The sequence below is a fragment of the Streptomyces sp. NPDC001594 genome (genome assembly GCF_042893675.1).
Taxonomy (GTDB): Bacteria; Actinomycetota; Actinomycetes; order Streptomycetales; family Streptomycetaceae; genus Streptomyces.
The window spans coordinates 426,708-453,701 of sequence record NZ_JBIAVB010000004.1; the positions used below are offsets into that span (position 1 = coordinate 426,708).

General features: G+C 73.0%; 27 protein-coding genes. 8 read left to right on the top strand and 19 right to left on the bottom strand.

Features of this window, described 5'->3' with window-relative positions; genetic code table 11:
* Positions 1 to 61 precede the first annotated feature (61 nt).
* Positions 62 to 760 (top strand): ester cyclase, encoded by a 699-nt coding sequence (locus ACFY0O_RS10900; RefSeq protein WP_388945426.1) that lies wholly within the window; start codon positions 62 to 64, stop codon positions 758 to 760.
* Between the two features lie 93 nt (positions 761 to 853).
* Here the strand turns inward: ACFY0O_RS10900 and groL are convergent, their stop codons facing one another.
* Positions 854 to 2,482 carry a chaperonin GroEL gene (gene groL, locus ACFY0O_RS10905; protein WP_358893479.1) on the bottom strand — a complete coding sequence of 543 codons (1,629 nt, stop codon included), beginning with the start codon at positions 2,480 to 2,482 and terminating at the stop codon, positions 854 to 856.
* A 111-nt stretch (positions 2,483 to 2,593) separates the two neighbouring features.
* On the bottom strand, positions 2,594 to 2,902 hold the full coding sequence (gene groES / locus ACFY0O_RS10910; protein WP_030230757.1) for a co-chaperone GroES: 309 nt from the start codon (positions 2,900 to 2,902) through the stop codon (positions 2,594 to 2,596).
* Positions 2,903 to 3,200: 298 nt separating this feature from the next.
* Between groES and ACFY0O_RS10915 the strand changes: the two genes are divergently transcribed.
* The 4 genes from ACFY0O_RS10915 (at position 3,201) to ACFY0O_RS10930 (ending at position 8,203) form a co-directional block, all read left to right on the top strand.
* The gene (locus tag ACFY0O_RS10915) at positions 3,201 to 3,887 is read left to right on the top strand and encodes a response regulator transcription factor (RefSeq protein ID WP_388945431.1); all 687 of its coding nucleotides are present in this window, start codon (positions 3,201 to 3,203) and stop codon (positions 3,885 to 3,887) included.
* 12 nt (positions 3,888 to 3,899) lie between these two features.
* Positions 3,900 to 5,273, top strand: a complete 1,374-nt coding sequence (locus tag ACFY0O_RS10920; protein WP_388945434.1) for an ATP-binding protein — start codon at positions 3,900 to 3,902, stop codon at positions 5,271 to 5,273.
* Positions 5,274 to 5,563: 290 nt separating this feature from the next.
* Positions 5,564 to 6,964, top strand: a complete 1,401-nt coding sequence (locus tag ACFY0O_RS10925; protein ID WP_388945437.1) for an FtsW/RodA/SpoVE family cell cycle protein — start codon at positions 5,564 to 5,566, stop codon at positions 6,962 to 6,964.
* Positions 6,965 to 7,465: 501 nt separating this feature from the next.
* Positions 7,466 to 8,203, top strand: coding sequence for a VOC family protein (locus ACFY0O_RS10930; RefSeq protein ID WP_388945440.1), 738 nt, complete (start codon positions 7,466 to 7,468; stop codon positions 8,201 to 8,203).
* Positions 8,204 to 8,243: 40 nt separating this feature from the next.
* Here ACFY0O_RS10930 and ACFY0O_RS10935 read toward each other — a convergent pair whose 3' ends face one another.
* Positions 8,244 to 9,131, bottom strand: coding sequence for a polysaccharide deacetylase family protein (locus tag ACFY0O_RS10935; RefSeq protein ID WP_388945442.1), 888 nt, complete (start codon positions 9,129 to 9,131; stop codon positions 8,244 to 8,246).
* Positions 9,128 to 10,078, bottom strand: a complete 951-nt coding sequence (locus tag ACFY0O_RS10940) for a polysaccharide deacetylase family protein (protein ID WP_388945445.1) — start codon at positions 10,076 to 10,078, stop codon at positions 9,128 to 9,130. Before ACFY0O_RS10940 ends, ACFY0O_RS10935 begins: the two co-directional genes overlap by 4 nt.
* Positions 10,079 to 10,167: 89 nt before the next feature.
* On the opposite strand from ACFY0O_RS10940, the gene ACFY0O_RS10945 reads away from it, so the two are divergent.
* Entirely contained in the window at positions 10,168 to 11,340 is a 1,173-nt protein-coding gene (locus ACFY0O_RS10945) for a methyltransferase domain-containing protein (RefSeq protein ID WP_388945447.1), read from the top strand.
* 74 nt (positions 11,341 to 11,414) lie between these two features.
* Here the strand turns inward: ACFY0O_RS10945 and ACFY0O_RS10950 are convergent, their stop codons facing one another.
* From ACFY0O_RS10950 to tsaB, 5 genes are read right to left on the bottom strand one after another with little or no spacing between them, the layout of a single operon-like run.
* Entirely contained in the window at positions 11,415 to 12,107 is a 693-nt protein-coding gene (locus ACFY0O_RS10950) for a hypothetical protein (protein WP_388945450.1), read from the bottom strand.
* A gap of 57 nt (positions 12,108 to 12,164) precedes the next feature.
* A complete protein-coding gene (locus tag ACFY0O_RS10955; protein WP_388945624.1) occupies positions 12,165 to 12,434 on the bottom strand; it encodes a hypothetical protein in 270 nt (89 codons plus the stop codon).
* A 17-nt stretch (positions 12,435 to 12,451) separates the two neighbouring features.
* Positions 12,452 to 13,570 (bottom strand): tRNA (adenosine(37)-N6)-threonylcarbamoyltransferase complex transferase subunit TsaD, encoded by a 1,119-nt coding sequence (gene tsaD / locus ACFY0O_RS10960; RefSeq protein WP_388945452.1) that lies wholly within the window; start codon positions 13,568 to 13,570, stop codon positions 12,452 to 12,454.
* Complete coding sequence (gene rimI / locus ACFY0O_RS10965; RefSeq protein WP_388945625.1) at positions 13,563 to 14,099, bottom strand: ribosomal protein S18-alanine N-acetyltransferase; 537 nt, start codon at positions 14,097 to 14,099, stop codon at positions 13,563 to 13,565. Before rimI ends, tsaD begins: the two co-directional genes overlap by 8 nt.
* Positions 14,100 to 14,125: 26 nt before the next feature.
* Complete coding sequence (gene tsaB / locus ACFY0O_RS10970; RefSeq protein ID WP_388945455.1) at positions 14,126 to 14,803, bottom strand: tRNA (adenosine(37)-N6)-threonylcarbamoyltransferase complex dimerization subunit type 1 TsaB; 678 nt, start codon at positions 14,801 to 14,803, stop codon at positions 14,126 to 14,128.
* A 171-nt stretch (positions 14,804 to 14,974) separates the two neighbouring features.
* Between tsaB and ACFY0O_RS10975 the strand changes: the two genes are divergently transcribed.
* Positions 14,975 to 15,532, top strand: coding sequence for a hypothetical protein (locus tag ACFY0O_RS10975; RefSeq protein WP_358893629.1), 558 nt, complete (start codon positions 14,975 to 14,977; stop codon positions 15,530 to 15,532).
* A 69-nt stretch (positions 15,533 to 15,601) separates the two neighbouring features.
* Here the strand turns inward: ACFY0O_RS10975 and ACFY0O_RS10980 are convergent, their stop codons facing one another.
* The 9 genes from ACFY0O_RS10980 to ACFY0O_RS11020 all read right to left on the bottom strand — a co-directional run bounded on the left by ACFY0O_RS10980 (position 15,602) and on the right by ACFY0O_RS11020 (position 24,219).
* On the bottom strand, positions 15,602 to 15,781 hold the full coding sequence (locus ACFY0O_RS10980) for a hypothetical protein (protein ID WP_388945458.1): 180 nt from the start codon (positions 15,779 to 15,781) through the stop codon (positions 15,602 to 15,604).
* 117 nt (positions 15,782 to 15,898) lie between these two features.
* Positions 15,899 to 16,459: a tRNA (adenosine(37)-N6)-threonylcarbamoyltransferase complex ATPase subunit type 1 TsaE gene (gene tsaE / locus ACFY0O_RS10985; RefSeq protein WP_388945460.1), complete on the bottom strand. Its 561-nt coding sequence runs from the start codon at positions 16,457 to 16,459 to the stop codon at positions 15,899 to 15,901.
* Positions 16,416 to 17,546 carry an alpha/beta fold hydrolase gene (locus ACFY0O_RS10990; protein WP_388945628.1) on the bottom strand — a complete coding sequence of 377 codons (1,131 nt, stop codon included), beginning with the start codon at positions 17,544 to 17,546 and terminating at the stop codon, positions 16,416 to 16,418. The genes tsaE and ACFY0O_RS10990 overlap by 44 nt, the downstream gene beginning before the upstream one ends.
* A 91-nt stretch (positions 17,547 to 17,637) precedes the next feature.
* Positions 17,638 to 18,774 carry an alanine racemase gene (gene alr / locus ACFY0O_RS10995; protein WP_358893632.1) on the bottom strand — a complete coding sequence of 379 codons (1,137 nt, stop codon included), beginning with the start codon at positions 18,772 to 18,774 and terminating at the stop codon, positions 17,638 to 17,640.
* Positions 18,775 to 18,882: 108 nt separating this feature from the next.
* Positions 18,883 to 20,298, bottom strand: a complete 1,416-nt coding sequence (locus ACFY0O_RS11000; protein ID WP_388945463.1) for an NAD(P)H-hydrate dehydratase — start codon at positions 20,296 to 20,298, stop codon at positions 18,883 to 18,885.
* Between the two features lie 28 nt (positions 20,299 to 20,326).
* Positions 20,327 to 20,695 (bottom strand): holo-ACP synthase, encoded by a 369-nt coding sequence (locus tag ACFY0O_RS11005; RefSeq protein ID WP_358893634.1) that lies wholly within the window; start codon positions 20,693 to 20,695, stop codon positions 20,327 to 20,329.
* A 14-nt stretch (positions 20,696 to 20,709) separates the two neighbouring features.
* Entirely contained in the window at positions 20,710 to 22,575 is a 1,866-nt protein-coding gene (gene glmS / locus ACFY0O_RS11010; RefSeq protein ID WP_388945465.1) for a glutamine--fructose-6-phosphate transaminase (isomerizing), read from the bottom strand.
* Between the two features lie 79 nt (positions 22,576 to 22,654).
* Positions 22,655 to 23,455: a hypothetical protein gene (locus tag ACFY0O_RS11015; protein WP_388945468.1), complete on the bottom strand. Its 801-nt coding sequence runs from the start codon at positions 23,453 to 23,455 to the stop codon at positions 22,655 to 22,657.
* Positions 23,452 to 24,219, bottom strand: a complete 768-nt coding sequence (locus ACFY0O_RS11020) for a hypothetical protein (protein ID WP_388945470.1) — start codon at positions 24,217 to 24,219, stop codon at positions 23,452 to 23,454. The genes ACFY0O_RS11015 and ACFY0O_RS11020 overlap by 4 nt, the downstream gene beginning before the upstream one ends.
* A 271-nt stretch (positions 24,220 to 24,490) precedes the next feature.
* Between ACFY0O_RS11020 and coaA the strand changes: the two genes are divergently transcribed.
* Positions 24,491 to 25,522, top strand: a complete 1,032-nt coding sequence (gene coaA, locus ACFY0O_RS11025; RefSeq protein WP_388945630.1) for a type I pantothenate kinase — start codon at positions 24,491 to 24,493, stop codon at positions 25,520 to 25,522.
* Between the two features lie 76 nt (positions 25,523 to 25,598).
* Here coaA and glmM read toward each other — a convergent pair whose 3' ends face one another.
* Positions 25,599 to 26,957, bottom strand: a complete 1,359-nt coding sequence (glmM, locus tag ACFY0O_RS11030) for a phosphoglucosamine mutase (protein ID WP_388945473.1) — start codon at positions 26,955 to 26,957, stop codon at positions 25,599 to 25,601.
* Positions 26,958 to 26,994 lie beyond the last annotated feature (37 nt).

A 26,994-nucleotide genomic window follows, 5' to 3' on the forward strand; every position in this document is an offset into this window, starting at 1 on the left:
CCGCAAACGGGTGAAATCTCCCTAAACTGGACGTGTCCCATCCACCCCGGGAGGCGACGCGATGACGTTCGTACAGGTAATCGATTACGAGACCAGGCGGTTCGACGAGATGAACGCCCTCATCGACCGCTACGCGGAACAGACCAGCGGGAAGCGCACGGTCACCCACACCATGATCGGCCGGGACCGCGACTCCCAGACCCACTACGTGGACCTCGTCGAATTCCCCTCGTACGAGGAGGCCATGAGGAACTCTCACCTCCCCGAGACCGACCGGATGTTCCAGGAGATGGTCGCGCTCTGCGAGGGAATGCCGAAGTTCATGAACCTCGACGTGGTGCGCGACGAGTACCTCAACAAGCTCGTCGTGAACCGGATGTTCGAGGAGTGCATCCTCAAGGGCGACTTCGCCGTCCTGGACGAGTGCCTGGCGGCGGACTACAAGGACCACGACATCATGGAGAGCGAGGGCCAGAGCGACGGCCGCGACGGCATGCGGCAGACCATCAGCACGTGGAGGGAAGCGTTCGACTTCTCCTTCGACCAGACCCGGCAGATCGCCGAAGGCGACTGCGTCACGACCCTCTGGAACTGGAAGGGCAACCAGAAGGGAACGTTCATGGGGGTCGCCCCGACCGGCAAGGAAGTCACGATGTCGGGATGTACGACCTTCCGGATCGCCGACGGCCGGATCGCCGAGGGCTGGTGGTACTACGACGCCCCGAGCCTGATGCGGCAGATGGGCATGATGCCCGAGTAGCGGGCCGGCGGACACACAAGAGGCCCTGGTCACCACCGCGTCGCAGCGGTGACCAGGGCCTTCTCGTTCAGCTCGCGCCCAGGGGCGCTGACCTCAGTGGCTGTGGCCGTGACCGTGGCCGTGACCGGCGTCGGCCTCTTCCTCGGCCGGCTTCTCGACGACCAGGGTCTCGGTCGTGAGCAGCAGGGAGGCGATGGAAGCGGCGTTCTCCAGCGCGGAGCGGGTGACCTTGACCGGGTCGATGACGCCGGCCTTGACCAGGTCGCCGTACTCGCCGGTGGCGGCGTTGAAGCCGTTGCCCTTCTCCAGCTCCGCCACCTTCGAGGTGATGACGTAGCCCTCGAGGCCGGCGTTCTCGGCGATCCAGCGCAGCGGCTCGACGGCGGCGCGGCGGACGACCGCCACACCCGTGCCCTCGTCACCGGTCAGGCCGAGGTTGCCCTCGAGGACCTTGACGGCGTGGACGAGCGCGGAGCCACCGCCGGAGACGATGCCCTCCTCGACCGCGGCGCGGGTCGCGGAGATGGCGTCCTCGAGACGGTGCTTCTTCTCCTTGAGCTCCACCTCGGTGGCGGCGCCGACCTTGATGACGCAGACGCCGCCGGCGAGCTTCGCCAGGCGCTCCTGCAGCTTCTCGCGGTCCCAGTCGGAGTCCGTGGACTCGATCTCGGCCTTGATCTGGTTGACGCGGCCCGCGACGTCAGCGGCGTTGCCGCCACCGTCGACGATGGTCGTGTCGTCCTTGGAGATGGTCACGCGGCGCGCGGAACCGAGGACGTCCAGACCGGCCTGGTCGAGCTTGAGGCCGACCTCCTCGGCGATGACGGTGGCACCGGTGAGGGTGGCCATGTCCTGGAGCATCGCCTTGCGACGGTCGCCGAAGCCCGGGGCCTTGACGGCGACCGCGTTGAAGGTGCCGCGGATCTTGTTGACGACGAGGGTGGAGAGCGCCTCGCCCTCGACGTCCTCGGCGATGATCAGCAGCGGCTTGGAGCCACCCGCCTGGATGACCTTCTCCAGCAGCGGCAGGAGGTCCTGGATGGAGGAGATCTTGCCCTGGTTGATCAGGATGTACGGGTCGTCGAGGACGGCCTCCATACGCTCCTGGTCGGTGACCATGTACGGGGAGAGGTAGCCCTTGTCGAAGGCCATGCCCTCGGTGAACTCCAGCTCCAGGCCGAAGGCGTTGGACTCCTCGACGGTGATGACACCGTCCTTGCCGACCTTGTCCATCGCCTCGGCGATGAGCTCGCCGACCTGCGAGTCCTGCGCGGAGAGCGCGGCCACGGCGGCGATGTCGGACTTGTCCTCGATCGGGCGGGCGGTCGCGAGGAGCTCCTCGGACACGGCCTTGACCGCGGCGTCGATGCCCTTCTTCAGGGCGGCCGGGGAAGCGCCGGCGGCGACGTTGCGCAGACCCTCGCGGACGAGCGCCTGGGCGAGCACGGTCGCGGTGGTGGTGCCGTCACCCGCGATGTCGTTGGTCTTGGTCGCCACCTCCTTCACCAGCTGCGCGCCGAGGTTCTCGTACGGGTCGTCCAGCTCGACCTCGCGGGCGATGGTGACACCGTCGTTGGTGATGGTGGGGGCGCCGAACTTCTTGTCGATGACGACGTTGCGGCCCTTGGGGCCGATCGTCACCTTCACCGTGTCGGCAAGCTTGTTGACGCCGCGCTCGAGGGCGCGACGGGCGTCCTCGTCGAACTTCAGGATCTTCGCCATGGGAGCGGTTCAGCCCTCTCGAAAACTCGGGTTTAACGAACCGCGCCCCTCGCCGCCCGGCAATCAGCGGGGTGACCAGGGGCGCAGTTCAAAGCAATGCGTGAGAAGTGATTACTTCTCGACGATCGCGAGCACGTCGCGGGCCGAGAGGACGAGGTACTCCTCGCCGCTGTACTTCACTTCGGTGCCGCCGTACTTGCTGTACAGCACGATGTCGCCGACGGAGACGTCCAGCGGGAGACGCTGGCCGTCCTCGAAGCGGCCCGGGCCGACCGCGAGGACGACGCCCTCCTGGGGCTTCTCCTTCGCGGTGTCCGGGATGACCAGGCCGGAGGCCGTGGTCTGCTCGGCGTCGAGCGGCTGGACCACGATGCGGTCCTCAAGCGGCTTGATGGCAACCTTGGAGCTGGCGGTCGTCACGATCCGACCTCCCCCTTCGGAGATCCGGGGTTAACTGTCTGAGGTGGCGACCAGGTCGATCCGTCGTCGCGGGTGCCGGACCTGCCTGTCGCTGTGTTGGCACTCACCGGTGGCGAGTGCCAGGTGTGACACTATTCCGGCGATTAGCACTCGGTCAAGCGGAGTGCCAACACGCTCTGCTGGATCCGCGTATTCCGGCCGCGGGTGGCCCCGTTTGGCCCAAACCGGCCCTGCCGCACCCGGCCCCGCCACATCCAGCCCCGCGGGGGGACGGCGCCCGGTATGTGAGGCTTGGCGCGTGCGCATCCTGGTCGTCGAAGACGAAGAGAACCTGGCCGAGTCCCTCCGGCAGGGCCTGTCCGCCGAAGGCCACCGCGTCGAGGTCGCCCACGACGGGCACCGCGGGCTGGAGCTGGCCCTCACCGGCGGCCCCTACGACGTCGTGCTGCTGGACCTCATGCTCCCCGGCCCCGGCGGCGCCGAGATCTGCGCCCGGATGCGCGCCCACGACGACCCCACCCCCGTCCTGATCCTCACCGCCAAGGACGGCGAGTACGACGAGGCCGAGGGGCTCGACGCCGGGGCCGACGACTACCTCACCAAGCCGTTCTCCTTCGTCGTCCTCGGCGCCCGCCTGCGCGCCCTCGCCCGCCGCGCCGCCGGCCCCGGCCCGGCGCCCGCCGTGCTCCGCGCCGGTGACCTGGTCCTCGACCCGCACGACCGCCGCTGCCGCCGCGGCACGCGCGACATCGAACTCACCGCCCGCGAGCTCGGCGTGCTCGCCTGCCTGATGGAACGCCCCGGCCGGGCCGTCGCCAAGCAGGACATCCTCGACGAGGTCTGGGACTCCCCGCACGGCATCGACCCCAACATCGTCGAGGTCTACGTCTCCTCCCTGCGCAAGAAGATCGACGCCCCCTTCGGCCGCCGCTCCATCCGCACCGTCCACGGCACCGGCTACCGCCTGGCCCCCGACGGCGGCTGAGGGAGGCCCGCATTGGTCAGCAGCCTGCGCGCCCGGACCGCACTCGCCGCCGCGCTCGCCATGGCCGCCGTGCTAGCCGCCGGCGGGCTCTGGCTCTACACCCTCATGCGCGGCAACCTCCTCGACGACACCACCGGCCGCACCGAGCTCGCCGCCCGCAAGGTCGCCGCGCAGGCCGACACCCGCACCCTCCCGCCCGGCGGCCGGCTGCCCGCGCCGGAGGGCGGGGTCGACCTGGTCCTCGTACGCGACGCCCAGGGCCGCACCGTCGCGAGCACCGCCGCCGGCGGGGATCCCCGCGACATCCCCCGCCTCGACGGACTGCGCCCCGGCCCCGGCCAGGACTCCCGGTCCGCCGTGCTGGCCCCCGCGCACCCCGGCGGCCAGCGGCGCGTGGTCGTCGCCGTCGACGCCCCCGGCCCGCCCGGGGCGCACGACCCGGCCGCCCCGCGCACCGTGTACGCCATGACCGTGCTCGGGGACGTGGACGCCGCCACCCGCGCCGTCGCCGTCGCCCTGCTCGCCGGGGCGCCACCGATGATCGCCTTCGCGGCGGCCGTGGCCTGGTGGGCCACCGGGCACGCGCTGCGCCCCGTCACCGCCATCCGCTCCGGGCTGGCCGCGGTCACCGCGAGCGAGCTCGACCGCCGCGTCCCCGACCCCGGCGGCGCCGACGAGATCGCCCAGCTGGCGCGGACCGTCAACGACACCCTCGACCGGCTGGAGCGCTCCGACGCCCGGCAGCGGCAGTTCACCGCCGACGCCTCGCACGAGCTGCGCAACCCGCTGGCCGCCGTCCGCTCCCGGCTGGAGGTGGCCCTGGCCATGGAGCGGCCCGACCGGGCCTCGGTGGAGGCCGCGCTGGCCGACACCGGACGGCTCCAGCGGATCGCCGCCGACCTGCTGCTCCTGGCCCGCCTCGACGGGGGGCCCGCGCCGCGCCCCGAGCCGGTGGACCTGGCCCTGCTCGCGGCGGAGGACGCGGCGCGCCGGCCCGCGCCCCGGGTGCCGCTGCGGGTGGAGGCCCCGGCACCGGTCCCGGCGTACGGGGACGCGGCGCGGCTGGAGCGGGCCCTGGGCAACCTGGTGGACAACGCCCTGAGGTACGCGCGGGGCCGGGTCCTGGTGCGGGCCGCCGCGCGGGACGGGTGGGCGGTGCTGGAGGTGGCCGACGACGGTCCGGGGATCCCGGAGGCGGACCGGGCCCGAGTCTTCGAGCGCTTCGTACGCCTCGACGCGGACCGGGGCCGGGCCAGCGGCGGCACCGGCCTGGGCCTGGCGATCGCCCGCGAGATCGCCCGGGCCCACGGGGGCGACGTCCGCGCCCTGGCCGCGCCGGGCGGGGGCGCGCTGCTGGAACTGCGGATCCCGTCGGGCAGGCGCTGAGCCGCCGGGCCCTCAGGCGCAGAAGCTGAATTCGGCGGAGTGCAATTTTCGACACTCCCCGTCGAGGGCTTCGCAAGGAACCATGGGGAGGACATCAACGTCGTAGATGATATGAAGATAAAGCGCCTCATTGCCGAGCAGATCGGTCCCCGGACCGCCGCTGCGACCCCGAGTGCACCGGGCGCCGCGTCTCCTTCCGCCCTCCCCTCATCCCCGTCTGCCCCTCCGCCGCCGTCACGGCAGGAGCCGTCACGGCCGGAGCCGGACAGCATCGACGGTGGCGGCGTCCCGTGCGTGGACTGAGGCCCCTGACGGTGGCGGGCGCCCGCCGCCGGACCGAAGCACTCCTGCTGGTGTTCGTCGTCGCCATCGCCGTCTTCGGGCACGTGAGCGCGGGCCTGGCCATGAACGGCGAGCTGCCGCAGCACCTGGCCAGCTTCGTGATCAGCATGTCGCTGCTCTCGCTGGTGGGACACCTGGGCATCCGCCGGTTCGCGGCGTACGCGGACCCGCTGATCTTCCCGCTCGCCATGCTGCTGACCGGGCTGGGGCTGGTCCTGATCCACCGGCTCGACCAGGGGTACATCGAGCGCTACGGCTCGGACGCGAACGCGCCCGGCCAGCTGATGTGGACGGTGGTCGGCGTCGCCGCCTGCCTGCTGGTGGTGGCGCTGCTGCGGGACCACCGGCTGCTCCAGCGGTTCATCTACATCACGATGGCCGTCGCGCTGGTGCTGCTGATCGCGCCGGCGTTCTTCGGCGCGGACACGTACGGCGCGAAGCGGTGGATCATCCTGTTCGGGTTCTCGCTCCAGCCGGGTGAGTTCGTCAAGATCATGATCGCGATCTTCTTCGCGGGGTACCTGGTCATCCACCGCGACTCGCTGGCCCTGACGGGCCGGAAGTTCCTGGGCATGCGGCTGCCGCCGATGCGGCAGCTCGGGCCGATCATCACGGTGTGGATCATCTCGCTGCTGGTGCTGGTCTTCGAGCGCGACCTGGGCACGTCGCTGATCTTCTTCGGCGTCTTCGTGGTGATGCTGTACGTCGCCACCGAGCGCACCAGTTGGATCGCGTGCGGCCTGGTCCTGGCGGCGGGCGGCGCCTTCGTCGTCGGCTCGACCGAGCCGCACGTCAAGGCGCGCGTGGCGGCGTGGCTCAACCCGCTCTCCTACTACTGGGAGAACCGGCCCCCCGGCGTCACCTCCGACCAGTCGGCGCAGGCCCTGTTCAGCTTCGGCACGGGCGGGGTCTCGGGCACCGGCCTGGGGATGGGCCACCCCGAGCTGATCAAGTTCGCGGGGCGCAGCGACTTCATCCTGACGACGGTGGGCGAGGAGCTCGGCCTGGCGGGGGTCATGGCCGTCCTGCTGCTGTACGCCCTCCTGGTGCAGCGGGGCCTGCGGATGGCGCTGGCCGCGCGCGACCCGTTCGGCAAGCTGCTGGCGATCGGCCTCGCGTCGGCGCTGGCGCTCCAGGTCTTCGTGGTCGCGGGCGGCGTCACGGGTCTGATCCCCCTGACCGGCAAGGCCCTGCCCTTCCTGGCGAAGGGCGGCTCGTCCCTGCTGGCCAACTGGATCATGATCGCCCTCCTGCTGCGCATCAGCGACAGCGCGGAACGCCAGAGGGAGGCGGACGCCCGGGGCCCGGCGGAAACGACCATCACCCCGACGGTGGCGGCGACGGTCTGAGGGGGTGGGGGCTGGGGAGGGCGGGGTTCCGGCGGGGCGGTCTCAGGGAGGGGTTGGGGCTTTCCCATCAGTCCCACTGTCCTTCCGGGGCGGGACGGTCCGGAAATGGACATGCGGCGGACTCAGCGATGTCCTCCGGAGCCGCCCTCCGCGACAGATCGCTACGCGCTCCTGTCATCTCAGCGTCCGCCGCCCGTCTGGGCTCGCTGCTGTCGCCGAAGGACGACGGATTCGTCATCCGGGGCCGGGGGGCGCGACCAATCGCTACGCCCTCCTCTTTTCTCGGCGTCCGGCGGCCGTCTGGGGCTGATCCCTGCACCAAAGGCCGACGGAATGGTCATCCGGGGCCGCCAGGCGCGACAGATCGCTACGCGCTGCCCAGATTTCGGCGTCTGCCGCCCGCCTTGGGCTGATACCTGCACCGAATGACGAACAGAGCGGCATCCGGGCTCGCGGAATATCTCTCGGCTCGCGTCGGAAACGGCTCGTAGGATCTGCCGCATGGCAACGCGACTTGTGCAGATCAACATGAAGGCCCAGGACGACACCGCGCTGGGGCGGTTCTGGGCTGAGGTGCTCGGGTGGGGGGTCGAGAGCGAGGGGCCCGGCGTGACCAACCTCGAACCGGTGGGGTTCGCCTACCCCGACCCCGTGGCCGTGTGCATCGACATCATCGCGCGGCCGGAGCCCAAGACGGTCAAGAACCGGGTGCACCTTGATCTGGCCACCACTTCGGCCGCCCATCAGGCGGAGTTGGTCGGCCGCCTGAAGGACCTCGGTGCCACCCTCGCCGACGTGGGCCAGGGCGATGTCCCCTGGACGGTCATGGCCGATCCGGAGGGCAACGAGTTCTGCGTCCTGGAGCCCCGCGAGATCTACCGCGACACCGGGCCGATCGCCGCAGTGGTGGTCGACTGCACCGACCCGCGCGAGATGGCCCGGTTCTGGGGCGAGGCGATGGACTGGAAGCTGCACCAGGTCACCGACGACCAGGCGACCCTGCGGTCCGCCCAAGGCGTCGGTCCCTACCTGGAGTTCATCCGCACCCCGGACACCAAGACGGTGTGGAACCGCGTCCACCTCGACGTCGCCCCCTACTCCGGTGACGACCCGGCAGCGGAGGCGGCCCGGCTGCGCGCCCTGGGAGCCACCGACCCCGGTATCGACCAGTCCGCCATCTCCTGGACCATCCTGGCGGACCCGGAAGGCAACGAGTTCTGCCTCCTCAGCCCTCGCTGACCGCCCCGCCGGAACCCCGCCCTCCCCCGACCCCGCCCCCCTACAGGTAGTCCTCCAGCCGGGCGATCTTGTAGCCCTGTTCCTGTATGTGCTGGAGCATCTTCGTCACCATGTGGATTTCCGTCGCGCCCTTGAGTTCCGACGGGCCTCGGAAGTGGGCCAGGACGATGTCGCCGGGTTTGAAGGCCGAACCCTCGGCGTACTGGAAGTCGTTTATCTGCATCGACGCCCGCCACAGCACGACCGTGTTGATGCCGCACTCCGAGGCGGCCTTCAGGGTGTCGTCGTTGTAGTTGCCGAAGGGCGGGCGGAACAGGACGGGCCGCTTGCCGAAGCGCTTCTCCAGGCGCTCCTGCTGACCGCATATCTCCTTCTTCTGCGCCGCGAACGCCAGCGTGCGCATGTTGGGGTGCGTCAGCGTGTGGTTGTTCACCGTGCTGTTCGAGCCGTTGTCGCGGAGCTTCTCGAAGTAGCCGTAGTCCGACGACGCCACGTTGTCCGTGAGGAACATGCTGATCGGCAGCTTCAGGTCGGCCGCCATCTTCAGGAACTCGGGGTCCTTCTCCGCGCCGTCGTCGAAGGTCAGGAAGACGACCTTGTCGTTCGGCGCGACGGGTATTCGGTCCACCACCACCGGCTTGCCCGGGCCCCCCGGCTTGGGGAGTTGGGGCTTCTGCGCGGGCTTCGGGGCGTACTGCAGCGGGGCGGTCAGCCCCCACTTGCGGTACGCCTCGTCCCCCGGGGTGCCCGCCTGGGCGGAGGGGGCCGCGGAGGGCCGGGCGGACGGGGACGCCGACGGGCTCCCCGACTGCCCGGCCTTGCGGCCCAGTCTCTCGATGGGATCCACGCTGTTCCCGCATCCCGACAGGGACAGCGCGAGCGCGCCGGCCGTCAGCGTCCCGGCTACCAGCCGGCGCGCGTACTTCACAGGTAGTCCTCCAGGCGGGCCACGGCGTACCCCTTGTCCGTGACGGTCTTCATGACATGACGGATCATGTCAGGCATGGTGCCCTTCCAGTCCTCGCGACCCCGGAAGTGCGTGAGGATGATGTCGCCGGGGTGCAGGTCCCTGTCCCATTCACGGTAGTCCATCCGGTTCGGGAAGGCCTCCGCGTTCCACAGGGGGACCGCCTTGATGCCACAGGACTTCGCCGCGCGCAGCGTGTCCTGGTTGTAGTTCCCGTAGGGCGGGCGGAACAGCTGGGGCCGCTTGCCGAACTGCTTCTGGATGGTGTCCTGCTGCCCGCAGATCTCCTCGCGCTGCTGCTCGTAGTTGAGGCCGGGCAGGTAACGGTGGTTGAGGGTGTGGTTGTCCAGGGTGACGCCCGCGTCCTGCATCTGCTTGAAGTACCCGTAGTTGTCCCGCACGAGGTAGTCGCTGAGGAACGCCGTGTACGGGATCTTCAGCTCCTGCATCATCCGGATGAACTCGGGGTCCTTCTCGGCCCCGTCGTCGACGGTCAGGAAGACGACCTTGTCCTCGGTCGGGACGGTGGTGAAGACCGGGGGCAGCTCGTCCTGGCCCTCGACCTCGAAGCCCTCCCGCGCGGTGATCTCGGGCTTCGTCTTGGGCCCGGGCGGGGCCGCGAGCGGGGTCTTGGCCAGGCCCCACTTCTTCGCCATGGCGACGCGTGCCTGCTGGGCGGCCTTCTGCTGCTCGGCGGAGTTGGCGAGGGCGCCGGCCGCGCCCGAGCCGGCGTCGGCGGCGTGGCCCGGCTTGCCCTTGACGGGCGTCCCCGGGTCGGCGGCGCCGCACCCCGTACCCAGGGCGGCGACCAGCAGCGCTGCCGCGGCCACCCCGTACCGGGCGCGCGGGCGTGCCGCGGACCGGTGACCAAACTGCGAGGGATTTCCCTTTTGTCGTACAAGCTGCATAGCGCGGATCCTTGCACCGCGCGGCGCGGCTCCCCGGTCGACACCACGGCCGAGGTCCCCCCTTCCACCGACTGGCCGACAATGGAGCCGTGACTCCCGAAGACTTCGCCGCGCTCCTCACCCCCGAGGGACGCGCCCTCCTCGACTCGCTCCGCGACTACGACCCGGCCCAGGAGCTGGCCGTGGCCACCCGGCTGCGCCGCGAGCACCCCGCCGGACTGGTGTCGGCCGCGCTGGGGCAGGCCCGGCTGAGGCAGCGGGCGGTGGCGAAGTTCGGGGCCGAGGACGCGTTCCGGATGTTCTTCACCCCCGGCGGCGGGGAGATGGCCACCCGCGCGTCGGTGGCCTCGTACCGGGCCGGGCGCCTCGCCGAGCTGGGCGTACGGAGCGTCGCGGACCTGTGCTGCGGGATCGGCGGGGACGCGCTGGCGCTGGCGCGGCGCGGGATCCGGGTGCTGGCGGTGGACCTCGACCCGCTGACGGTGGCGGTCGCACGGGCCAACGCGGAGGCGCTGGGGCTGGCGGACCTGATCGAGGTCCGGGAGGCGGACGTGACGACGGTCGACGTCTCCTCGTACGAGGCCGTCTTCATCGACCCGGCGCGGCGCGGCGGGCGCGGGCGGATCTTCGACCCCGAGTCCTACTCACCGCCGCTGTCGTGGGCCGTGGAGGCGGCGCGGGCGGCGAAGTACGCGGCGATCAAGATCGCGCCCGGCATCCCGCACGAGGCGGTGCCGGCGGAGGCCGAGGCGGAGTGGATCTCGGACCACGGGGACGTCAAGGAGGCCGTGCTGTGGTTCGGCACCGCCCCCGGCACGGTACGGGCCACCCTGCTGCCGGGGCCGGTCGGACTGCGCACGGCCGATCCGCTGCCGGATCCCGAGGCGGGGCCGGTGGGGCGCTGGCTGTACGAGCCGGACGGGGCGGTGATCCGGGCGCACCTGGTCGCGGAGGTGGCGCAGGCGCTGGACGGGCGGCTGATCGACCCGACGATCGCGTACATCACGGCCGACGAGCTGCGGGCCACGCCGTACGCGACGGCCTACGAGATCACGGACGTGCTGCCGTTCGGGCTGAAGAAGCTGAAGGCGCTGCTGCGGGAGCGGGAGGTGGGGGTGCTGACGGTGAAGAAGCGGGGGTCGGCGATCGAGCCGGAGGAGCTCCGCAGGAAGGTGAAGCCGTCGGGGCCGAACTCCGCGACGGTGTTCCTCACCAGGGTCGCGGGCGCGCCGGCGATGCTCATCGGGGGCCCCGCGGCGTAGTGGCCCCGGCCGGGCGGCTTCCGGGGCTCCGCCCCGGGCCTCCCCCAGCTACCGCTGGAGGTACCCCCAGCGCCTCAAACGCCGGCGAGGCTGGAGTTCGCCGGGCGGGAGTGGACCGCCGCGGGGGCGCCCGTCCGGCCGCGCTTCGGGTGGGGGGTCGGGCGGGCTCGGAGGGACCAGCTGTAGTGGGTGGCGGCCTTGGCCAGGCCCAGGAGGGCGGTGACCCACAGGATCAGGCCGAGGCCCATGAAGTACGCGACCTCCCCGACCGTGTCCGTTCCCGGACGCGCGCCCGAGGCGGCCGCGACGGCCGTCCAGAGGCCGAGGGCGCCCAGGGCCAGCGAGGCCAGCAGCCACACCGCGCTCCGGACCGGCGCGCGCAGCCCCGCGTCCGCCCCGGGACCGCGGTCCGCGACGGCCCAGGCGCACAGCAGCTGGTGCACCCGGCGCTCCTGGCGGGCGCCCCGCACGAAGCACCAGCCGGCCGGGACCAGCACCGCGAGCCCCATCACGGCGAAGACCGCCCCGAAGAGGCGCTCCGGCCCCGCGCCGGACTCGAAGGTCATCACGGCCATGCTCACGAAGGTCCAGCCCACCGCGAAGACCGCCGCCAGCACCCACAGCAGCGCCAGCCGCCCCAGGCCCAGGCTGCGGCGGCTCAGGTCCGCGAGGAAGCGCGCGCGGTCGGCCCGTACGACGCGCTCGTCCAGCCACTCGCGCAGGTGCGCGGGCGGCGGCGGGGGCGGCAGGTCACGGCGGCTAGACATGCGCATGACCCTAGCGGCGGCCCGTGGAGCTTCACCGCAGCGCTCCTCGACCCGCGCTCAGCCGCCCGGCGCGACCTGCGTGACCTCGACGGATTCGAACCGCCAGCGGTGCACGGGCCGGGTGATCAGGTCCGCCGCGGGCTCCGGAAGCTCCGGGAGCTCCGCCGCCGCACGGCCCTCGGGCGCCTCCCACCAGGCGATCACGAGCACCCGGTCCTGCGAGGCGCGCAGCACCTCGCGGCGGAGCGGCTCCCGGGCCAGGACCTGGGCACGGGCCCACTCCAGCAGCTCGTTGCCCCGGCCCTCGACGGCCCGGGCCTCCCACATCAGCGCGACGACGGTGTTCACGAGTAGAGGTTGTCCTTGCTGAGCTCGTGCACGTGGTCGTGGGAGTGGCCGCCGTGGGAGTGGTCGTGCGACGTGCCCGGGACGTGCGGGTCCGTCACCGGGAGGGAGGAGTCCGCCGACAGGTCCCAGTCCGAGGCGGGACGGTTCCGCTTGACCATCTCCGCGCCCAGGGCCGCGACCATCGCGCCGTTGTCGGTGCACAGCTTGGGCCGCGGTACGCGCAGGATGATCCCCGCGTCGTCGCACCGCTCCTGCGCCAGCGAGCGCAGCCGGGAGTTGGCCGCCACGCCGCCGCCGATCATCAGGTGGTCCACGCCCTCGTCCTTGCACGCGCGGATCGCCTTGCGCGTCAGGACGTCCACCACGGCCTCCTGGAACGAGGCCGCCACGTCGCGCACCGGCACCTCCTCGCCCGCCTTCCGCTTCGCCTCGATCCAGCGGGCCACCGCCGTCTTGAGGCCGGAGAAGGAGAAGTCGTACGCCGGGTCGCGCGACCCGGTCAGCCCGCGCGGGAAGTGGATGGCCGTGGGGTCGCCCTCCTTGGCCAGCCGGTCGATGACCGGCCCGCCGGGGAAGCCCAGCTGGAGCACGCGGGCGATCTTGTCGAAGGCCTCGCCGGCCGCGTCGTCGATGGTCGCGCCGAGCGGGCGCACGTCGCTGGTGATGTCCGGGGCGAGCAGCAGCGAGGAGTGGCCGCCGGAGACCAGCAGGGCCATGGTCGGCTCGGGCAGCGGGCCGTGTTCCAGCTGGTCGACGCAGATGTGGGAGGCGAGGTGGTTGACCCCGTACAGCGGCTTGCCGAGCGCGTACGCGTAGGCCTTCGCCGCCGAGACGCCGACCAGCAGGGCGCCCGCGAGGCCGGGGCCGGCGGTGACGGCGATGCCGTCGAGGTCGCGGGCGGTGACGCCGGCTTCCTTCAGGGCGCGCTCGATGGTCGGGACCATCGCTTCGAGGTGGGCCCGGGAGGCGACCTCGGGCACGACGCCGCCGAAGCGGGCGTGCTCGTCGACGCTGGAGGCGACCGCGTCGGCCAGCAGGGTGGTGCCGCGGACGATGCCGACGCCGGTCTCGTCGCAGGAGGTCTCGATGCCGAGGACGAGCGGTTCGTCAGCCATGGGTCTCACTGCTCTCAGGGTGTTCGGGGGTCTCGGGGGTGGGATCGGCCGGGTCGGCCGGGGCTGTCGGAGCCGGCGTGCGGGCCGGGTCGGTCAGGCGCATCACCAGCGCGTCGACGTTGCCCGGCTGGTAGTAGCCGCGCCGGAAGCCGATCGGCTCGAAGCCGAAGCGCTCGTAGAGCCGCTGGGCGCGGGTGTTGTCGACCCGTACCTCCAGCAGCACCTCCGCGCACTCGAAGGCGGTCGCGGCGCGCAGCAGCTCGGTGAGCAGCCGGGCGCCGAGTCCGGTGCCCCACTGGTCCTTGGCCGCCGCGATGGTCTGTACGTCGCCCAGGTCGCCGGAGGCCGCGAGCCCCGCGTACCCGACCAGGCGGCCGCTCTCCGGGTCCTCCGCGACGACGTAGCGGCGGCTGGCGCGCGGGCCGCGGGCGTGGGCGAGCTCGGACCAGAACATCCCGGCGGACCAGGCGTCCTCGGGGAAGAGTTCGTGCTCCAGTTCCAGCACCGGTGCGATGTCCCACCAGCGCATCTCGCGGAGCACTGCGCTCGGGGCCGTCACTGCGGGGTGACCACCTTGTAGTTCTTCGGCACCTGGGCGTCGGGGCGGCGCAGGTAGAGCGGGGCCGGCGGGACGCCGTCGGCGTTCTCGAACGGGGTGCCGGCCGCGAGGCGTTCGGCGGCCAGGGCGGCGAGGGCCGCGGCCGACTGGTGCTCGGGGTCGCGCGGGTCGGTGAAGACCTCGGGGTAGAGCCGGGCGCCCTGGCCGACCGCGGGGAGGCCGGCGACCTGCTCGGCGATGTCGGCCGGGCGGTCCACGGCGGGCTCGCCGACCCGGGTTCGGGGGTCCTCGTAGCGCGCCCAGTAGACCTCCTTGCGCCGCGCGTCGGTGGCGACGGTGAAGGGGCCCTCGATCCCGGCGGCGCCCGCGGCGTAGGCGAGCCCGTCGAGGGTGCACAGGCCGTGCACGGGGATGCCGAGGACGGAGGCGAAGGTGGAGGCGGTGACGAGGCCGACGCGCAGACCGGTGTAGGGGCCGGGGCCGACGCCGACGACGATGCCGGTGAGGGCTTCGAGCTTCACCCCGGCCTCGGCGAGGACCCGGTCCACGGAGGGCAGCAGGAGCTCCCCGTGGCGGCGGGCGTCGACCTGGTGGGACGAGGCCAGGACGGACTCCCCGTCGTGCAGGGCGACGGTGACGGCGGGCGTGGCGGTATCTACGGCGAGCAAGAGCACGCGAACAGCCTACGACTCCCGGGCGGCCGGGCCTTGCGGCCGGTCGCGGCGGGGCCCGGCTGCTACCTTTCGACCGGGAGTACGACGCGGCGGCGCAGCGGCTACGGTGCGGCGGCGGCGCGGCGACAGGGCACGCACCAGTACGCGCGGGCGCGGAGAGGTAGGAGCAAGGTGGCAAGCAGCAGCTCGGGAATCGTGGCCGGGCTCACCGCCGTGGCGATCGCGGCGATCGGCTTCCTCGGCTACCAGGCCCACGCGACCGCTCCCGCGCACCCCGCGAAGCCCGCCGCGCAGGCTCCGGCGGCCCCGCAGAACCAGGCTCCGGCGCAGGGCGCGCCGAAGCCGGCGACGCTGCCGGCCGATTCGGGCACCGGGCAGCGGGTGGTGTACTCGGTGTCGCAGAAGCGGGTGTGGCTGGTCACGGAGGACGGCAAGGAGCCGAAGAGCTTCACGGTGGTGCCGAGCACGGTGCACCCGGCGCCCGGCAGCTACCTCGTCAACTCCCGGGCGGGCACCGTCACCGGCTCGGACGGGGTGCCGATCGAGCACGTGGTGCGGTTCGCGAGCAGCGCCGAGGGCATCGGGATCGGCTTCAGCGCCCGGGTGGACGGCGCGCTGCCGCAGCCGGACGCCGGGAAGAAGACGGGCGGCATCCGGATGTCGCGTGCGGACGGGGACGCCATGTGGGCCTTCGCGCTGTACAACTCGAAGGTCGTCGTCGTCCAGTAGGCCCGAGTGGCGTTCCGGGCACATTTTTCACCCGCACGCGGGTCCCGCGTACGGGTGATCGCAAGCTTCTCAGGCCGCTTCCGGTTCCGCGGAGGCGGCCTGTTCCGTGTCCGCCGCGCCCTCGGAGGGGTCCCTGGGGTCCGGTTCGGAGCGGGCGGGCGGTGTGGACACGGCGGTGGCGGCCATGCCCGCCGCGAGCAGGGCCCGCATGGACACGACGGGCGCTCGCTCTGCTCCTGCTGCCGACATGGCTGCCTCCTGAGACCCCGGGACGCCGCACTTAGGTAGACCTAACCAGCGCTCGGTACCATGTCATCACGCGAGCCCGCGGCAGCGCAACGTTTTCCCGACGAGTTGTCGGTACGGCTACGCCCGGGAGAGCCGCGCCAGCTCCGAACCGGCCTCGGCCCAGCGCGCGCCGACGCCGCGCAGCGCCACCTCGCGCACGTCGTCCAGGACCTCCTCGTGGCCGACCGCCCGCCCGATCACCACGTGCAGCCGGTCGTCGGACAGCTCCTCCACCTTGCCGTCGCCCCACTCCACGACGACCACGGACTCGGGCAGCGAGACGTCGAGGTCCAGGTCCTCCATCTCGTCCAGCCCGCCGCCCAGCCGGTACGCGTCCACGTGCACCAGCGGCGGCCCGTCGCCCAGGGACGGGTGCACCCGGGCGATCACGAAGGTCGGCGAGGTCACGGCCCCGCGCACGCCCAGCCCCTCCCCCAGCCCCCGGGTCAGGGTGGTCTTGCCCGCGCCGAGCTCACCGGTCAGCAGGACCAGGTCGCCGGGGCGCAGCAGGGCGGCGATCCTGCGGCCCAGCTCCTGCATGGAGGCGGGCGAGTCGACGGTGATCAGGGTTTCGGCGGCGGCCTCGGCCAGGGCCTCAGCGGCCGGGCTGCGCGGCGCTTCCCGCTGTACGTCTTCCATGCGCCCCAACGTTAGTCGCTGCGGGGACGGCTCCGGCGCGCTCCAGCAGGCCGGTGAGCAGCCCCGTCACGATCTCGGGGCGCTCCAGCATCATCAGGTGGCCGGTCTCCTCCAGGACCACCAGTTCGGCGGCCGGCAGCTCCTCCTTGATCGCCACGCTGTGCCCGGGCGGGATGATCATGTCCCGGTCCCCGGCGACGACGGTGACCGGAACGTCGGCGAACCGCTGGAGGGCGGTGCTCTTGTCGTGGATCTGGAAGGCCGGGTAGAACTCGGCCACCACGTCGATCGGGGTGGCCTCGATCAGCCGCTCGGCGAAGCGCGCGACGGCCGGGTCGACGTCGCGGGAGCCGAACGAGTAGAGCTTGATCATCCCGGCGAAGAGGTCGGCGGTGGCCCGGCGGCCCTTCTCCACGAGCTCCACCTGGGAGCCGAGGGCCTTGAGCACCCCCGGCAGCAGGCGGCGCACCGCGCCCTGGCCGAGGGCCGGCAGCCCGTACGTGACCTCGTCGAGCCGTCCGCTGGAGGTGCCGACCAGGGCCGCGCCGAGCACGCGCTCGCGCACCAGCTCCGGGAACTGCTCGGCGAGGGCCATGACGGTCATGCCGCCCATGGAGTGGCCGACGAGGACGAGCGGGCCGTCGGGCGCGGCGGCGTCGATGACGGCCTTGAGGTCGCGGCCGAGCTGGTCGATGGTGACGGGCTCGCCGTCGGCCTGGGCCAGGCCGCGGGCGCTGCGGCCGTGGCTGCGCTGGTCCCAGTAGACGGCTCGGACGGTCCCGCGCAGGGCGGCGCGCTGGAAGTGCCAGGAGTCCTGGCTGAGGCAGTAGCCGTGGCAGAACACCACGGTGGCCGGGGCCGCGGCCTTGCGGCGCGGCCTGCGCCTGCCGGAACCGGTGGGCGCCGCCTCCACCTCGTCGACCTCGTAGTAGAGCTCGGTGCCGTCCTCGGCGCGGCAGGTGCCCTCGGTGCCGCGCAGGGAGCCGTAGTCCCCGGCGGCGTCCAGCGCGAGGCGGGCCTTGCGGCGGATGCCCCGGCCCACGGTGATCCGTTCGACGGCGACACCGGCCGCGGCGCCCGCCGCCATCACACCGATGGCGGCGCCGGCCCAGCCGGCCTTGCGCCAGTTCTCGCTCACGACCCGTTCCCGCTCACGACGTCGCCGTCCTCACTCAGCCTCAGCCGCCGAGGTAGACCCGGGGCACCCGACCTCCGATACGGGTGACGATCTCATACGCGATCGTATGCGCCGCTTGAGCCCAGTCCTCGGCGGTCGGCTCGCCGCGCTCCGCGTCGCCGAGGATGACGACCTCGTCACCCGCCTCGGCGAGGTCCTCGCCCAGGTCGACGACGAACTGGTCCATGGCGATCCGCCCGGCGGCCCGGCGGACCTTCCCGGCGACGAGCACGGGCCCGCGGCCCGAGGCGTTGCGCGGGAGGCCGTCGGCGTAGCCGGCGGGGACGAGCGCGAGGTGCGTCTCGGACTCGGTGACGTAGTGGTGTCCGTAACTCACGCCGTGCCCGGCGGGGACGGTCTTGACCAGCGCGAGCGAGGCCCGGAGGGTCATCGCGGGCCGCAGGCCCAGTTCGGCGGGGGTGCCGAGCTCGGGGGAGGGCGAGACGCCGTAGACGGCCAGGCCGGTGCGGACGAGGTCGAAGTGGGTCTCGGGGAGGGTGAGGGTCGCGGGCGAGTTGGCGATGTGCCGGACCTCGGGGTCGACGCCCTCCTTCTCGGCGTAGGCCAGCATGTCGCGGAAGGCGTCGAGCTGGAGCCGGATGGAGGGGTGGCCGGGCTCGTCGGCGCATGCGAAGTGCGACCAGACGCCGGTGACCTGGACGGTGCCCTCGGCCTGCGCGGCGACGGCCGCGCCGACGAGTTCGGCCCAGTCGGCGGGCTGGCAGCCGTTGCGGCCGAGGCCGGTGTCGGCCTTGAGCTGGATCCGGGCGGTGCGGCCGGCCGCGCGGGCGGCCGCGCGGACCTCCTCCAGGGCCCACATCCCGCTGACGGACACGTCGATGTCGGCCTCGACGGCCTCCCGCCAGGGCCCGCCGGGGGTCCACAGCCAGCACATGATCCGCCCCTGGATCCCGGCGGCGCGCAGCTCCAGCGCCTCCTCGGGGGTGGCGGTGCCGAGCCAGGTGGCCCCGGCCTCCTGGGCGGCCCGGGCACACGGCAAGGCCCCGTGCCCATAGGCGTTCGACTTGACGACGGCCATCAGTTCGGCCCGGGGCGCCCGCGCCCGCAGGGCACGCACGTTGGCCCGCACGGCATCAAGATCGATCTCGGCGTACACGCGCATCGGTGTCTCGTTCATCGCCCACAGTCTCTCAGAACCCGTACGCGCCGGTGATCCGGCACGGTTCGCCCCCTTTGGCCCCACCGTCCCGTAAGGCGCGGGGTCCCAGGCGCGGGCCCACCCGGGTTACGCCGAGACGCTTCGCCACGCCTCCGGCAGCGCCTCGGCCACCTCCTGCGCCACCACCGGCGCCCCGCCGGCGGCGAACCGCCCCGCGAGCCCGTGCAGGTAGGCCGCCGCCGAGCCCGCGTCCACCCCGCCGAGCCCCCCGGCGAGCAGCGCCCCCGCCAGCCCCGACAGCACGTCCCCGCTCCCGGCGGTGGCCAGCCACGGCGTTCCCGTCGGGTTCACCCGCACGGCCCCGCCCCCCGCCGCGGCGACCAGCGTCGTGGACCCCTTCAGCAGCACCGCCGCCCCGTACCGCCCCGCCAACTCCCGTACGGCGCCCAGCCGGCCCGCCTCCACCGCCTCCCGGGCCACCCCCAGCAGCGCCGCCGCCTCCCCCGCGTGCGGGGTCAGCAGGGTCGCGGCCCGCCGCGCCCGCACCGCCGCGGGGTCCAGCCCGCGCAGCCCGTCCGCGTCGACCAGCACCGGCACGTCCAGGTCGGCCAGGGCCCGCCCGACCTCCTCGGCACGCCCCGCCCCCAGCCCCGGCCCGACCACCCAGGACTGCACCCGGCCCCGCCCGACCAGCACCTCGGGGAACCGCGCCAGCACCGCCTCCGCCGCCGGACCCACGTACCGCACCGCGCCCGCGCCGCCCCGCAGCGCCCCCGCCACGGCGAGCAGCGCCGCTCCCGGGTACTGCTCCGATCCGGCGACGACCCCGACCACGCCCCGCCGGTACTTGTCGCTCGACGCCGTCGGCACCGGCAGCAGCCGGGCCACGTCGGCGTGTTGCGGCGCCTCCATCGCGACGGCCGCGTCCGCGAAGTCCAGCCCGATGTCCACCAGCCGCAACGCCCCCACCCGCGAGGCCCCCGGGTCGGTCAGCAGCCCCGGCTTGTACGCCCCGAAGGTCACCGTCACATCGGCCGTCACCGCCGGGCCGGACACCTCCCCGGTGTCGGCGTCCACTCCGCTCGGCAGGTCCACCGCGACCACCGGCACCCCGGCCGGGATCCGCTCCACCAGCTCCGCCGCGGCCGGACGCAGCCCGCCCCGGCCGCCGATCCCGAGCAGCCCGTCCACGACCAGGTCGGCCCGCTGCGGCACCGCGGCCCCGACCCGCCCCCCGGCGGCCCGCAGCGCGGCCAGCCCGCCCGGGTGCATCCGTTCGGGGTCCATCGGCACGGCCGTCACCCCGGCCCCGCGCCGCGCCAGCCGGGCGCCCGCGTACAGGGCGTCGCCCCCGTTGTCCCCGGGCCCGACCAGCAGCACCACCCGGGCCCCGTAGACCCGGCCCCGGCCCCCGGCCAGCAGCCGCGCGCACACGGCGGCCAGTCCGGCCGCGGCCCGCGCCATCAGGGCACCCTCCGGCAGACGGGCCATCAGCTCGCGCTCGGCGGCCCGCACGGTCTCCACGCTGTAAGCAGTACGCATGCCCCCAGCGTGCCGCACACCGGGGGGCTCAGCCCTCGGCGATCACCACCGCCGACGCGATCCCGGCGTCGTGGCTCAGCGAGATGTGCCAGGACTTCACCCCGAGCGCCCGCGCCCGCGCCTCGACGGTGCCGGACACCCGCAGCCGCGGCTGACCGGTGTCCTCGACGTACACCTCGGCGTCGGTCCACAGCAGGCCGCCGGGCGCGCCCAGCGCCTTGGCCAGGGCCTCCTTGGCCGCGAACCGGGCGGCGAGCGAGGCGACTCCGCGCCGCTCGCCGCTCGGCAGCGTCAACTCGGTGTGCAGGAAGAGGCGCTCGGCCATCTGCGGCGTCCGCTCCAGCGCCGCGCCGAACCGGGCGATCTCGGCCACGTCAATCCCCACACCGACAATCACGGCAACAACCCCTACTACTCCACAGTGACGGACTTCGCGAGATTACGCGGCTGGTCCACCTCGTTGCCGCGCGCGGTCGCCAGCTCGCACGCGAACACCTGCAGCGGGACCGTCGCCACCAGCGGCTGGAGCAGCGTGGGGGTGGCGGGGATGCGGATCAGGTGGTCGGCGTACGGCACGACCGCGTCGTCGCCCTCCTCGGCGATGACGATGGTCCGCGCCCCGCGCGCCCGGATCTCCTGGATGTTGGAGACGATCTTGTCGTGCAGGACGGAGCGGCCGCGCGGCGACGGGACGACCACCACCACCGGCAGGTCCTCCTCGATCAGCGCGATCGGCCCGTGCTTGAGCTCGCCCGCCGCGAAGCCCTCGGCGTGCATGTACGCCAGCTCCTTGAGCTTGAGCGCGCCCTCCAGCGCCACCGGATACCCCACGTGCCGGCCGAGGAACAGCACCGTGTCCTTGTCGGCGAGCGAGCGCGCCAGGGCCCGGACCGGCTCCATCGTCTCCAGCACCCGGTCCACCGCCGCGGCGATGTCCGACAGCTCCCGGATCACCGCCTCGATCTCGTCGCCCCACTTCGTGCCGCGCACCTGGCCGAGGTACAGGGCGACGAGGTAGCAGGCCACCAGCTGCGTCAGGAACGCCTTGGTCGAGGCGACGGCCACCTCCGGCCCGGCGTGCGTGTACAGCACGGCGTCCGACTCGCGCGGGATCGTCGACCCGTTCGTGTTGCAGATCGCCAGCACCCGGGCGCCCTGCTCACGGGCGTGGCGCAGCGCCATCAGGGTGTCCATCGTCTCGCCGGACTGCGAGATCGCGATCACCAGCGTCCGCTGGTCCAGGATCGGGTCGCGGTAGCGGAACTCGCTGGCCAGCTCGGTCTCGCACGGGATGCGGGTCCAGTGCTCGATGGCCAGCTTCGCGATCATGCCCGCGTGGTACGCCGTACCGCACGCGACGATCACGACCTTGTCGACCTCGCGGAGCACCGAGGCGGGGATGCGCACCTCGTCGAGGGTCAGCAGGCCGCTCGCGTCGATCCTGCCCAGGAGGGTGTCGGCGACCGCTTTCGGCTGCTCGGCGATCTCCTTGAGCATGAAGTAGTCATAACCCCCCTTCTCGGCCGCCGAGGCGTCCCAGTCCACGTGGTAGGCCCGCACGGACGCGGGCGCACCGTCGAAGCCGGTCACCGAGACCCCGTCGCGGCGGAGCTCGACGACCTGGTCCTGCCCCAGCTCGATCGCGGCCCGGGTGTGGGCGATGAACGCGGCCACGTCCGAGGCGAGGAAGTTCTCACCTTCCCCAACGCCCACCACCAGCGGGGAGTTCCGGCGCGCCCCGACCACCACCTCGGGCTCGTCGGCGTGCACCGCGACCAGGGTGAAGGCGCCCTCCAGCCGCCGGCACACCCGCCTCATGGCCTCCGCCAGCCCCGCCGCGCCCCCGGCGTCCCGGACCGCCTCGAAGTGCTCGGCCAGCAGGTGCGCGACGACCTCGGTGTCCGTCTCGGACTCCAGCCGGTGCCCGCGCTCGGCCAGTTCGGCGCGGAGCTCGGCGAAGTTCTCGATGATCCCGTTGTGGACGACCGCCACCCGGCCGGAGTTGTCCAGGTGCGGATGGGCGTTGACGTCGGTCGGCCCGCCGTGGGTCGCCCACCGGGTGTGCCCCAGGCCCGTGGAACCCGCCGGAAGCGGCTGCGCGACCAGTTCCTTCTCCAGGTTGACGAGTTTCCCGGCCTTCTTGGCGCTGACGAGCTTGCCGTCGGCGAGGACGGCGACCCCGGCCGAGTCGTAGCCGCGGTACTCCAGCCGCTTCAGTCCGGCGATGACCACATCGAGCGCCGACTGCGCTCCCACGTATCCCACAATTCCGCACATAGGGCGCAGGGTACGCCTGAGGCGGGCGTCTGTCGGGTACCCGAACAGGACGAAAACCGCCCTCGGCCCTGTCGGAGCGTCAGCCCAGCTTCCTGACCTGCGCCTCGATCGCGGGGGCCGCCAACTGCGCCTCGCCGGACAGCCGGCTGGCGTGGAAGTTGACGAGCGTAGCGCCCTTGCGGACCACCATCAGCTCGGTCTGGTACGGCTCCCCGTCACGCTCCGCCTCGACGGTGTAGGCCAGGGCCTCGTCACCGCCGTACGCGGCGTGCGGGACGACCCGGGTCACGGTGAAGACCTCCCCGTTCACGGTCGCCGCGTACCCGCCCTCGCAGGCCCGCCCCGCCGCCTGCACCTCGGCGAAGTGCCCGTGCGCGGCGTCCCCGGCGTACGAGCCGACGGTCACCACCGTCACCGTCGAGCTGGCGGCGTCCAGCGCGGCCGCCCGCTTCTGCCCCTCCGACGCGTCGTCCGGCAGCGCCGAGGCCACCGCGACCACCGAGGCCCGGGCCCAGCCGGTCCGCCCCGCCGGAAGGAACCCGGAGACGGCACGGGCCAGGTCCCGGCACTCGGGCCGGTCCACGCTCGCCGGGGCGCTGTCGTGCGCCTCCGGGGTGACCTTGTGGTCCAGGAGGTCCCCCTGCGCGACCAGCAGGTGCTCCGGGGCCGCCTGGGGCCTGCCCTGCCGCGGGGGAAGGGCCTGGCGCCCCTTGCGGGCGGGCCCGGAGACCGGGTCCGACACCGGCAGCTCGGCGGCCGGCACGTCCGCCTCCACCACGATCACGGTGGGCCGGCCGGCCCCGCATCCGGTGGCCAGCAGGGCGAGCGCCAGCCCCGACACGGCCGCGGCGGCCGCGCGCCGCACGCGTCCGGGTCTCATCCGAGCTTCCTGGACTGCGCCTCGACGACCGCCTTGGGCGGCTGCGGGGCGTCACCGAGCACGCTCAGCACCTCGAAGGTGGCCAGCACGTCGCCCTTGCGGACGAACACGAACTGCATGTTGATCTTCCGACCGTCCCCCATGCCCAGCACCAGCCGGCAGGCCAGCGACTCGTCCCCGGCCGGGTCCTGGGTGACGGGCAGCACCTGCTCGACCTTGACGCTCTTGGGGCCGCCGAAGGCCGTGTAGCCGCCCGCACAGGCCGTCACGGCCTTCTTGACCGCCGCGAAGGCCTCTTCGGCGCCCTTGCCCGCGTAGGAGTCCAGGAACACGGTGGTCCCCGTCCGCCCCGCGCTCTGGCGCAGCGCGTCGAGCTTCTCGTCCTCACTGGCGTCGGCCGCGGGCGGCGCGACCTTCCCCAGGACCGCGACGGCCGCGGTGCCCCCCACCGCGCCGACCGGCATGTTCGCCTGCGCCCGGACGAGCGGTTCGCAGACCGCCTTGTCGGTCTCGGCCTTCCGCTCCGGATCGGCCTTCCGGAACTCCTCCTCCACCGTGTACTCCGGCAGGTCGGCCGGGGCGACCAGCATCCGGGTCAGCGCCGCCGCCGGCTTCGCCGCTCCCCCCGGCGCGGCCTCGGTGCGTACGCCGCCTCCCCCGGCGGGGCCCGCACCGGAGCTCCCGGAGTCGCAGGCGGTGGCCATCAGGCACAAGGAAACGGCGGCCGCGGCCAGGACGCCGCGACGGACGGACGTGGTACCCACGTGAAAGCTCTCCCCCATGAACACGAACACCGCGGGACGCCGGTCAACGTCGCGGTGACGAACAATGTACGACTTGCTCGATCACGTGACCGGTGTTAATGGCACATCCGCAGGATCTTCCTGGTCACACCGGGAAATCGTGATCGGCACGAGACAGGACGGGCTTCCGATCGAGACCCGGTCGGGCCCTCCCCCGCCACCTGGGCGTTCCCGCACCCGGCACCACCACGTGACCGACCCCACCACCCACGAGGGGCCCCGAGCCCCGACAATGGGCGGTGTGATCACATCGCCGACGCGCTGTACGCCGGACCACGCAACGGAGCGTTCCGGTTCCCGCCGGGTGCCCGAGCCCTCGCCCTACGTCGACCTCACGCGGGCCGAGTGGAGCGCCCTGCGCGAGCGCACCCCGCTGCCCCTGACGGCGGAGGAGGTGGAGCGGCTGCGCGGCCTCGGCGACGTCATCGACCTCGACGAGGTACGGGACGTCTACCTGCCGCTCTCGCGCCTGCTCAACCTGTACGTCGGCGCCACCAGCAACCTGCGCGGCACCCTGAACACCTTCCTCGGCGACGCCGGCGGCAACGGCCACGGCGCCCAGCAGGGGACCCCGTTCGTCATAGGGGTGGCCGGCTCGGTCGCCGTCGGCAAGTCCACCGTGGCCCGTCTGCTCCAGGCCCTGCTGGCCCGCTGGCCCGAGCACCCGCGCGTCGAGCGGGTCACCACGGACGGGTTCCTGTACCCGATGAAGGAGCTCCAGCGCCGCGGCCTGACCTCCCGCAAGGGCTTCCCCGAGTCCTACGACCGCCGCGCGCTCACCAAGTTCGTCGCCGACATCAAGGCCGGCAAGGACGAGGTCACCGCGCCGGTCTACTCGCACCTGATCTACGACATCGTCCCCGACGAGCGGCTCGTCGTGCGCCGCCCGGACATCCTGATCGTCGAGGGCCTGAACGTCCTCCAGCCGGCCCTCCCCGGCAAGGACGGCCGCACCCGGGTCGGCCTCGCCGACTACTTCGACTTCAGCGTGTACGTGGACGCCCGCCCCGAGGACATCGAGCGCTGGTACCTCAACCGCTTCCGGAAGCTGCGCGAGACCGCGTTCCAGAACCCGTTCTCCTACTTCCGCAAGTACACCCAGGTCTCGGAGGAGGAGGCCCTGGAGTACGCGCAGACGATGTGGCGGACCATCAACAAGCCCAACCTGCTGGAGAACGTGGCCCCCACGCGCGGCCGCGCCACCCTCGTCGTCCGCAAGGGCCCCGACCACAAGGTCACCAAGCTCAGCCTGCGCAAGCTCTGACGCACGCCCTCGGATGCGCCGCCGCGGCCGTCCCGGGACTCCCCCGGGACGGCCGCGGCGGCCTGAGCGCGGTGTCCTAGCCCAGCGTCGACTTCACCGCGTCGGCGAGCCGCCCGGCGACCGCGCGGGCCTGCTCGATGTCGGCGGCCTCCACCATCACCCGGACGAGCGGCTCGGTGCCCGAGGGGCGCAGCAGCACCCGTCCGGTGGAACCGAGTTCGCGCTCCGCCTCGGTGACGGCGGCCGCCAGCTCGGCGGAGGTGGAGACGCGGGACCTGTCGACGTCCTTGACGTTGATCAGAACCTGCGGCAGCCGGGTCATGACCCCGGCGAGCTCGGCCAGGGAGCGGCCGGTGGCGGCGACCCGGGCGGCCAGCATGAGGCCGGTGAGGGTGCCGTCGCCGGTGGTCGCGTGGTCGAGGATGATCACGTGCCCGGACTGCTCGCCGCCCAGCGCGTAGCCGTGCTCCTTCATCGACTCCAGGACGTACCGGTCGCCGACGGCGGTCTGCACGAGCTGGACGCCCTCGGCCTCCATGGCCAGCTTGAAGCCCAGGTTCGACATGACGGTGGCGACGACGGTGTTCTCGCGCAGCTGCCCGGCCTCGCGCATGGCGAGGGCGAGCACGGCGAGGATCTGGTCGCCGTCGATCTCGTTGCCGTCGGCGTCCACCGCGAGGCAGCGGTCGGCGTCCCCGTCGTGGGCGATGCCCAGGGCCGCGCCGTGCTCGACCACGGCGCTCTTGAGCAGGCCGAGGTGGGTGGAGCCGCAGCCGTCGTTGATGTTCAGGCCGTCGGGCTCGGCGCCGATGGTGACGATCTCGGCGCCCGCCCGGGTGAAGGCCTCCGGGGAGACGCGGGCGGCCGCGCCGTGGGCCTCGTCCAGGACGATCTTCAAGCCGTCGAGGCGGTTGGGCAGGACGCCGATCAGGTGGGCGACGTACTTGTCGAAGCCCTCGGCGTAGTCCGAGACCCGGCCGACGCCGGATCCGGTGGGCCGGACCCAGGGGGCGCCGGTGCGGTGCTCCTCGTAGACGGCCTCGATCTTGTCCTCGAGGTCGTCGGCGAGCTTGTGGCCGCCGCGCGCGAAGAACTTGATGCCGTTGTCGGGCATGGCGTTGTGGCTCGCGGAGAGCATCACGCCGAGGTCGGCGCCCAGCGCACCGGTGAGATACGCCACCGCCGGGGTGGGCAGCACACCGACGCGCAGGACGTCCACGCCGGCGCTGGCGAGGCCCGCGACGACCGCGGCCTCCAGGAACTCGCCCGAGGCGCGGGGGTCACGGCCGACCACGGCCGTGGGGCGGTGGCCCGCGAAGGTACCCGCCTCGGCCAGTACGTGCGCGGCCGCCACGGAGAGGCCGAGCGCGAGCTCAGCCGTCAGATCCGCGTTGGCGACGCCTCGTACACCGTCCGTCCCGAAGAGTCGTCCCACTGTTGTCCTCCCGAGTTCACGCTTCGCTAGGTAACCG

Bases quoted from the DNA above. Each gene is read 5' to 3' on its own strand.
- ACFY0O_RS10990 (WP_388945628.1), bottom strand. From the start codon at position 17,546: ATGGCGGCGGGCGCCGCGGCCGGTGTCGCCGTCGAACGGATCACCGTG.
- tsaE (WP_388945460.1), bottom strand. From the start codon at position 16,459: ATGGAAGACGTACAGCGGGAAGCGCCGCGCAGCCCGGCCGCTGAGGCC.
- rimI (WP_388945625.1), bottom strand. From the start codon at position 14,099: ATGCGCTGGTGGGACATCGCACCGGTGCTGGAACTGGAGCACGAACTC.
- ACFY0O_RS11000 (WP_388945463.1), bottom strand. From the start codon at position 20,298: ATGCGTACTGCTTACAGCGTGGAGACCGTGCGGGCCGCCGAGCGCGAG.
- groL (WP_358893479.1), bottom strand. From the start codon at position 2,482: ATGGCGAAGATCCTGAAGTTCGACGAGGACGCCCGTCGCGCCCTCGAG.
- ACFY0O_RS10950 (WP_388945450.1), bottom strand. From the start codon at position 12,107: ATGTCTAGCCGCCGTGACCTGCCGCCCCCGCCGCCGCCCGCGCACCTG.
- glmS (WP_388945465.1), bottom strand. From the start codon at position 22,575: ATGTGCGGAATTGTGGGATACGTGGGAGCGCAGTCGGCGCTCGATGTG.
- coaA (WP_388945630.1), top strand. From the start codon at position 24,491: ATGGGCGGTGTGATCACATCGCCGACGCGCTGTACGCCGGACCACGCA.
- ACFY0O_RS10900 (WP_388945426.1), top strand. From the start codon at position 62: ATGACGTTCGTACAGGTAATCGATTACGAGACCAGGCGGTTCGACGAG.
- ACFY0O_RS11015 (WP_388945468.1), bottom strand. From the start codon at position 23,455: ATGAGACCCGGACGCGTGCGGCGCGCGGCCGCCGCGGCCGTGTCGGGG.
- ACFY0O_RS10940 (WP_388945445.1), bottom strand. From the start codon at position 10,078: ATGCAGCTTGTACGACAAAAGGGAAATCCCTCGCAGTTTGGTCACCGG.
- alr (WP_358893632.1), bottom strand. From the start codon at position 18,774: ATGAACGAGACACCGATGCGCGTGTACGCCGAGATCGATCTTGATGCC.
- ACFY0O_RS10930 (WP_388945440.1), top strand. From the start codon at position 7,466: ATGGCAACGCGACTTGTGCAGATCAACATGAAGGCCCAGGACGACACC.
- ACFY0O_RS10980 (WP_388945458.1), bottom strand. From the start codon at position 15,781: ATGTCGGCAGCAGGAGCAGAGCGAGCGCCCGTCGTGTCCATGCGGGCC.
- tsaD (WP_388945452.1), bottom strand. From the start codon at position 13,570: ATGGCTGACGAACCGCTCGTCCTCGGCATCGAGACCTCCTGCGACGAG.
- ACFY0O_RS10955 (WP_388945624.1), bottom strand. From the start codon at position 12,434: ATGTGGGAGGCCCGGGCCGTCGAGGGCCGGGGCAACGAGCTGCTGGAG.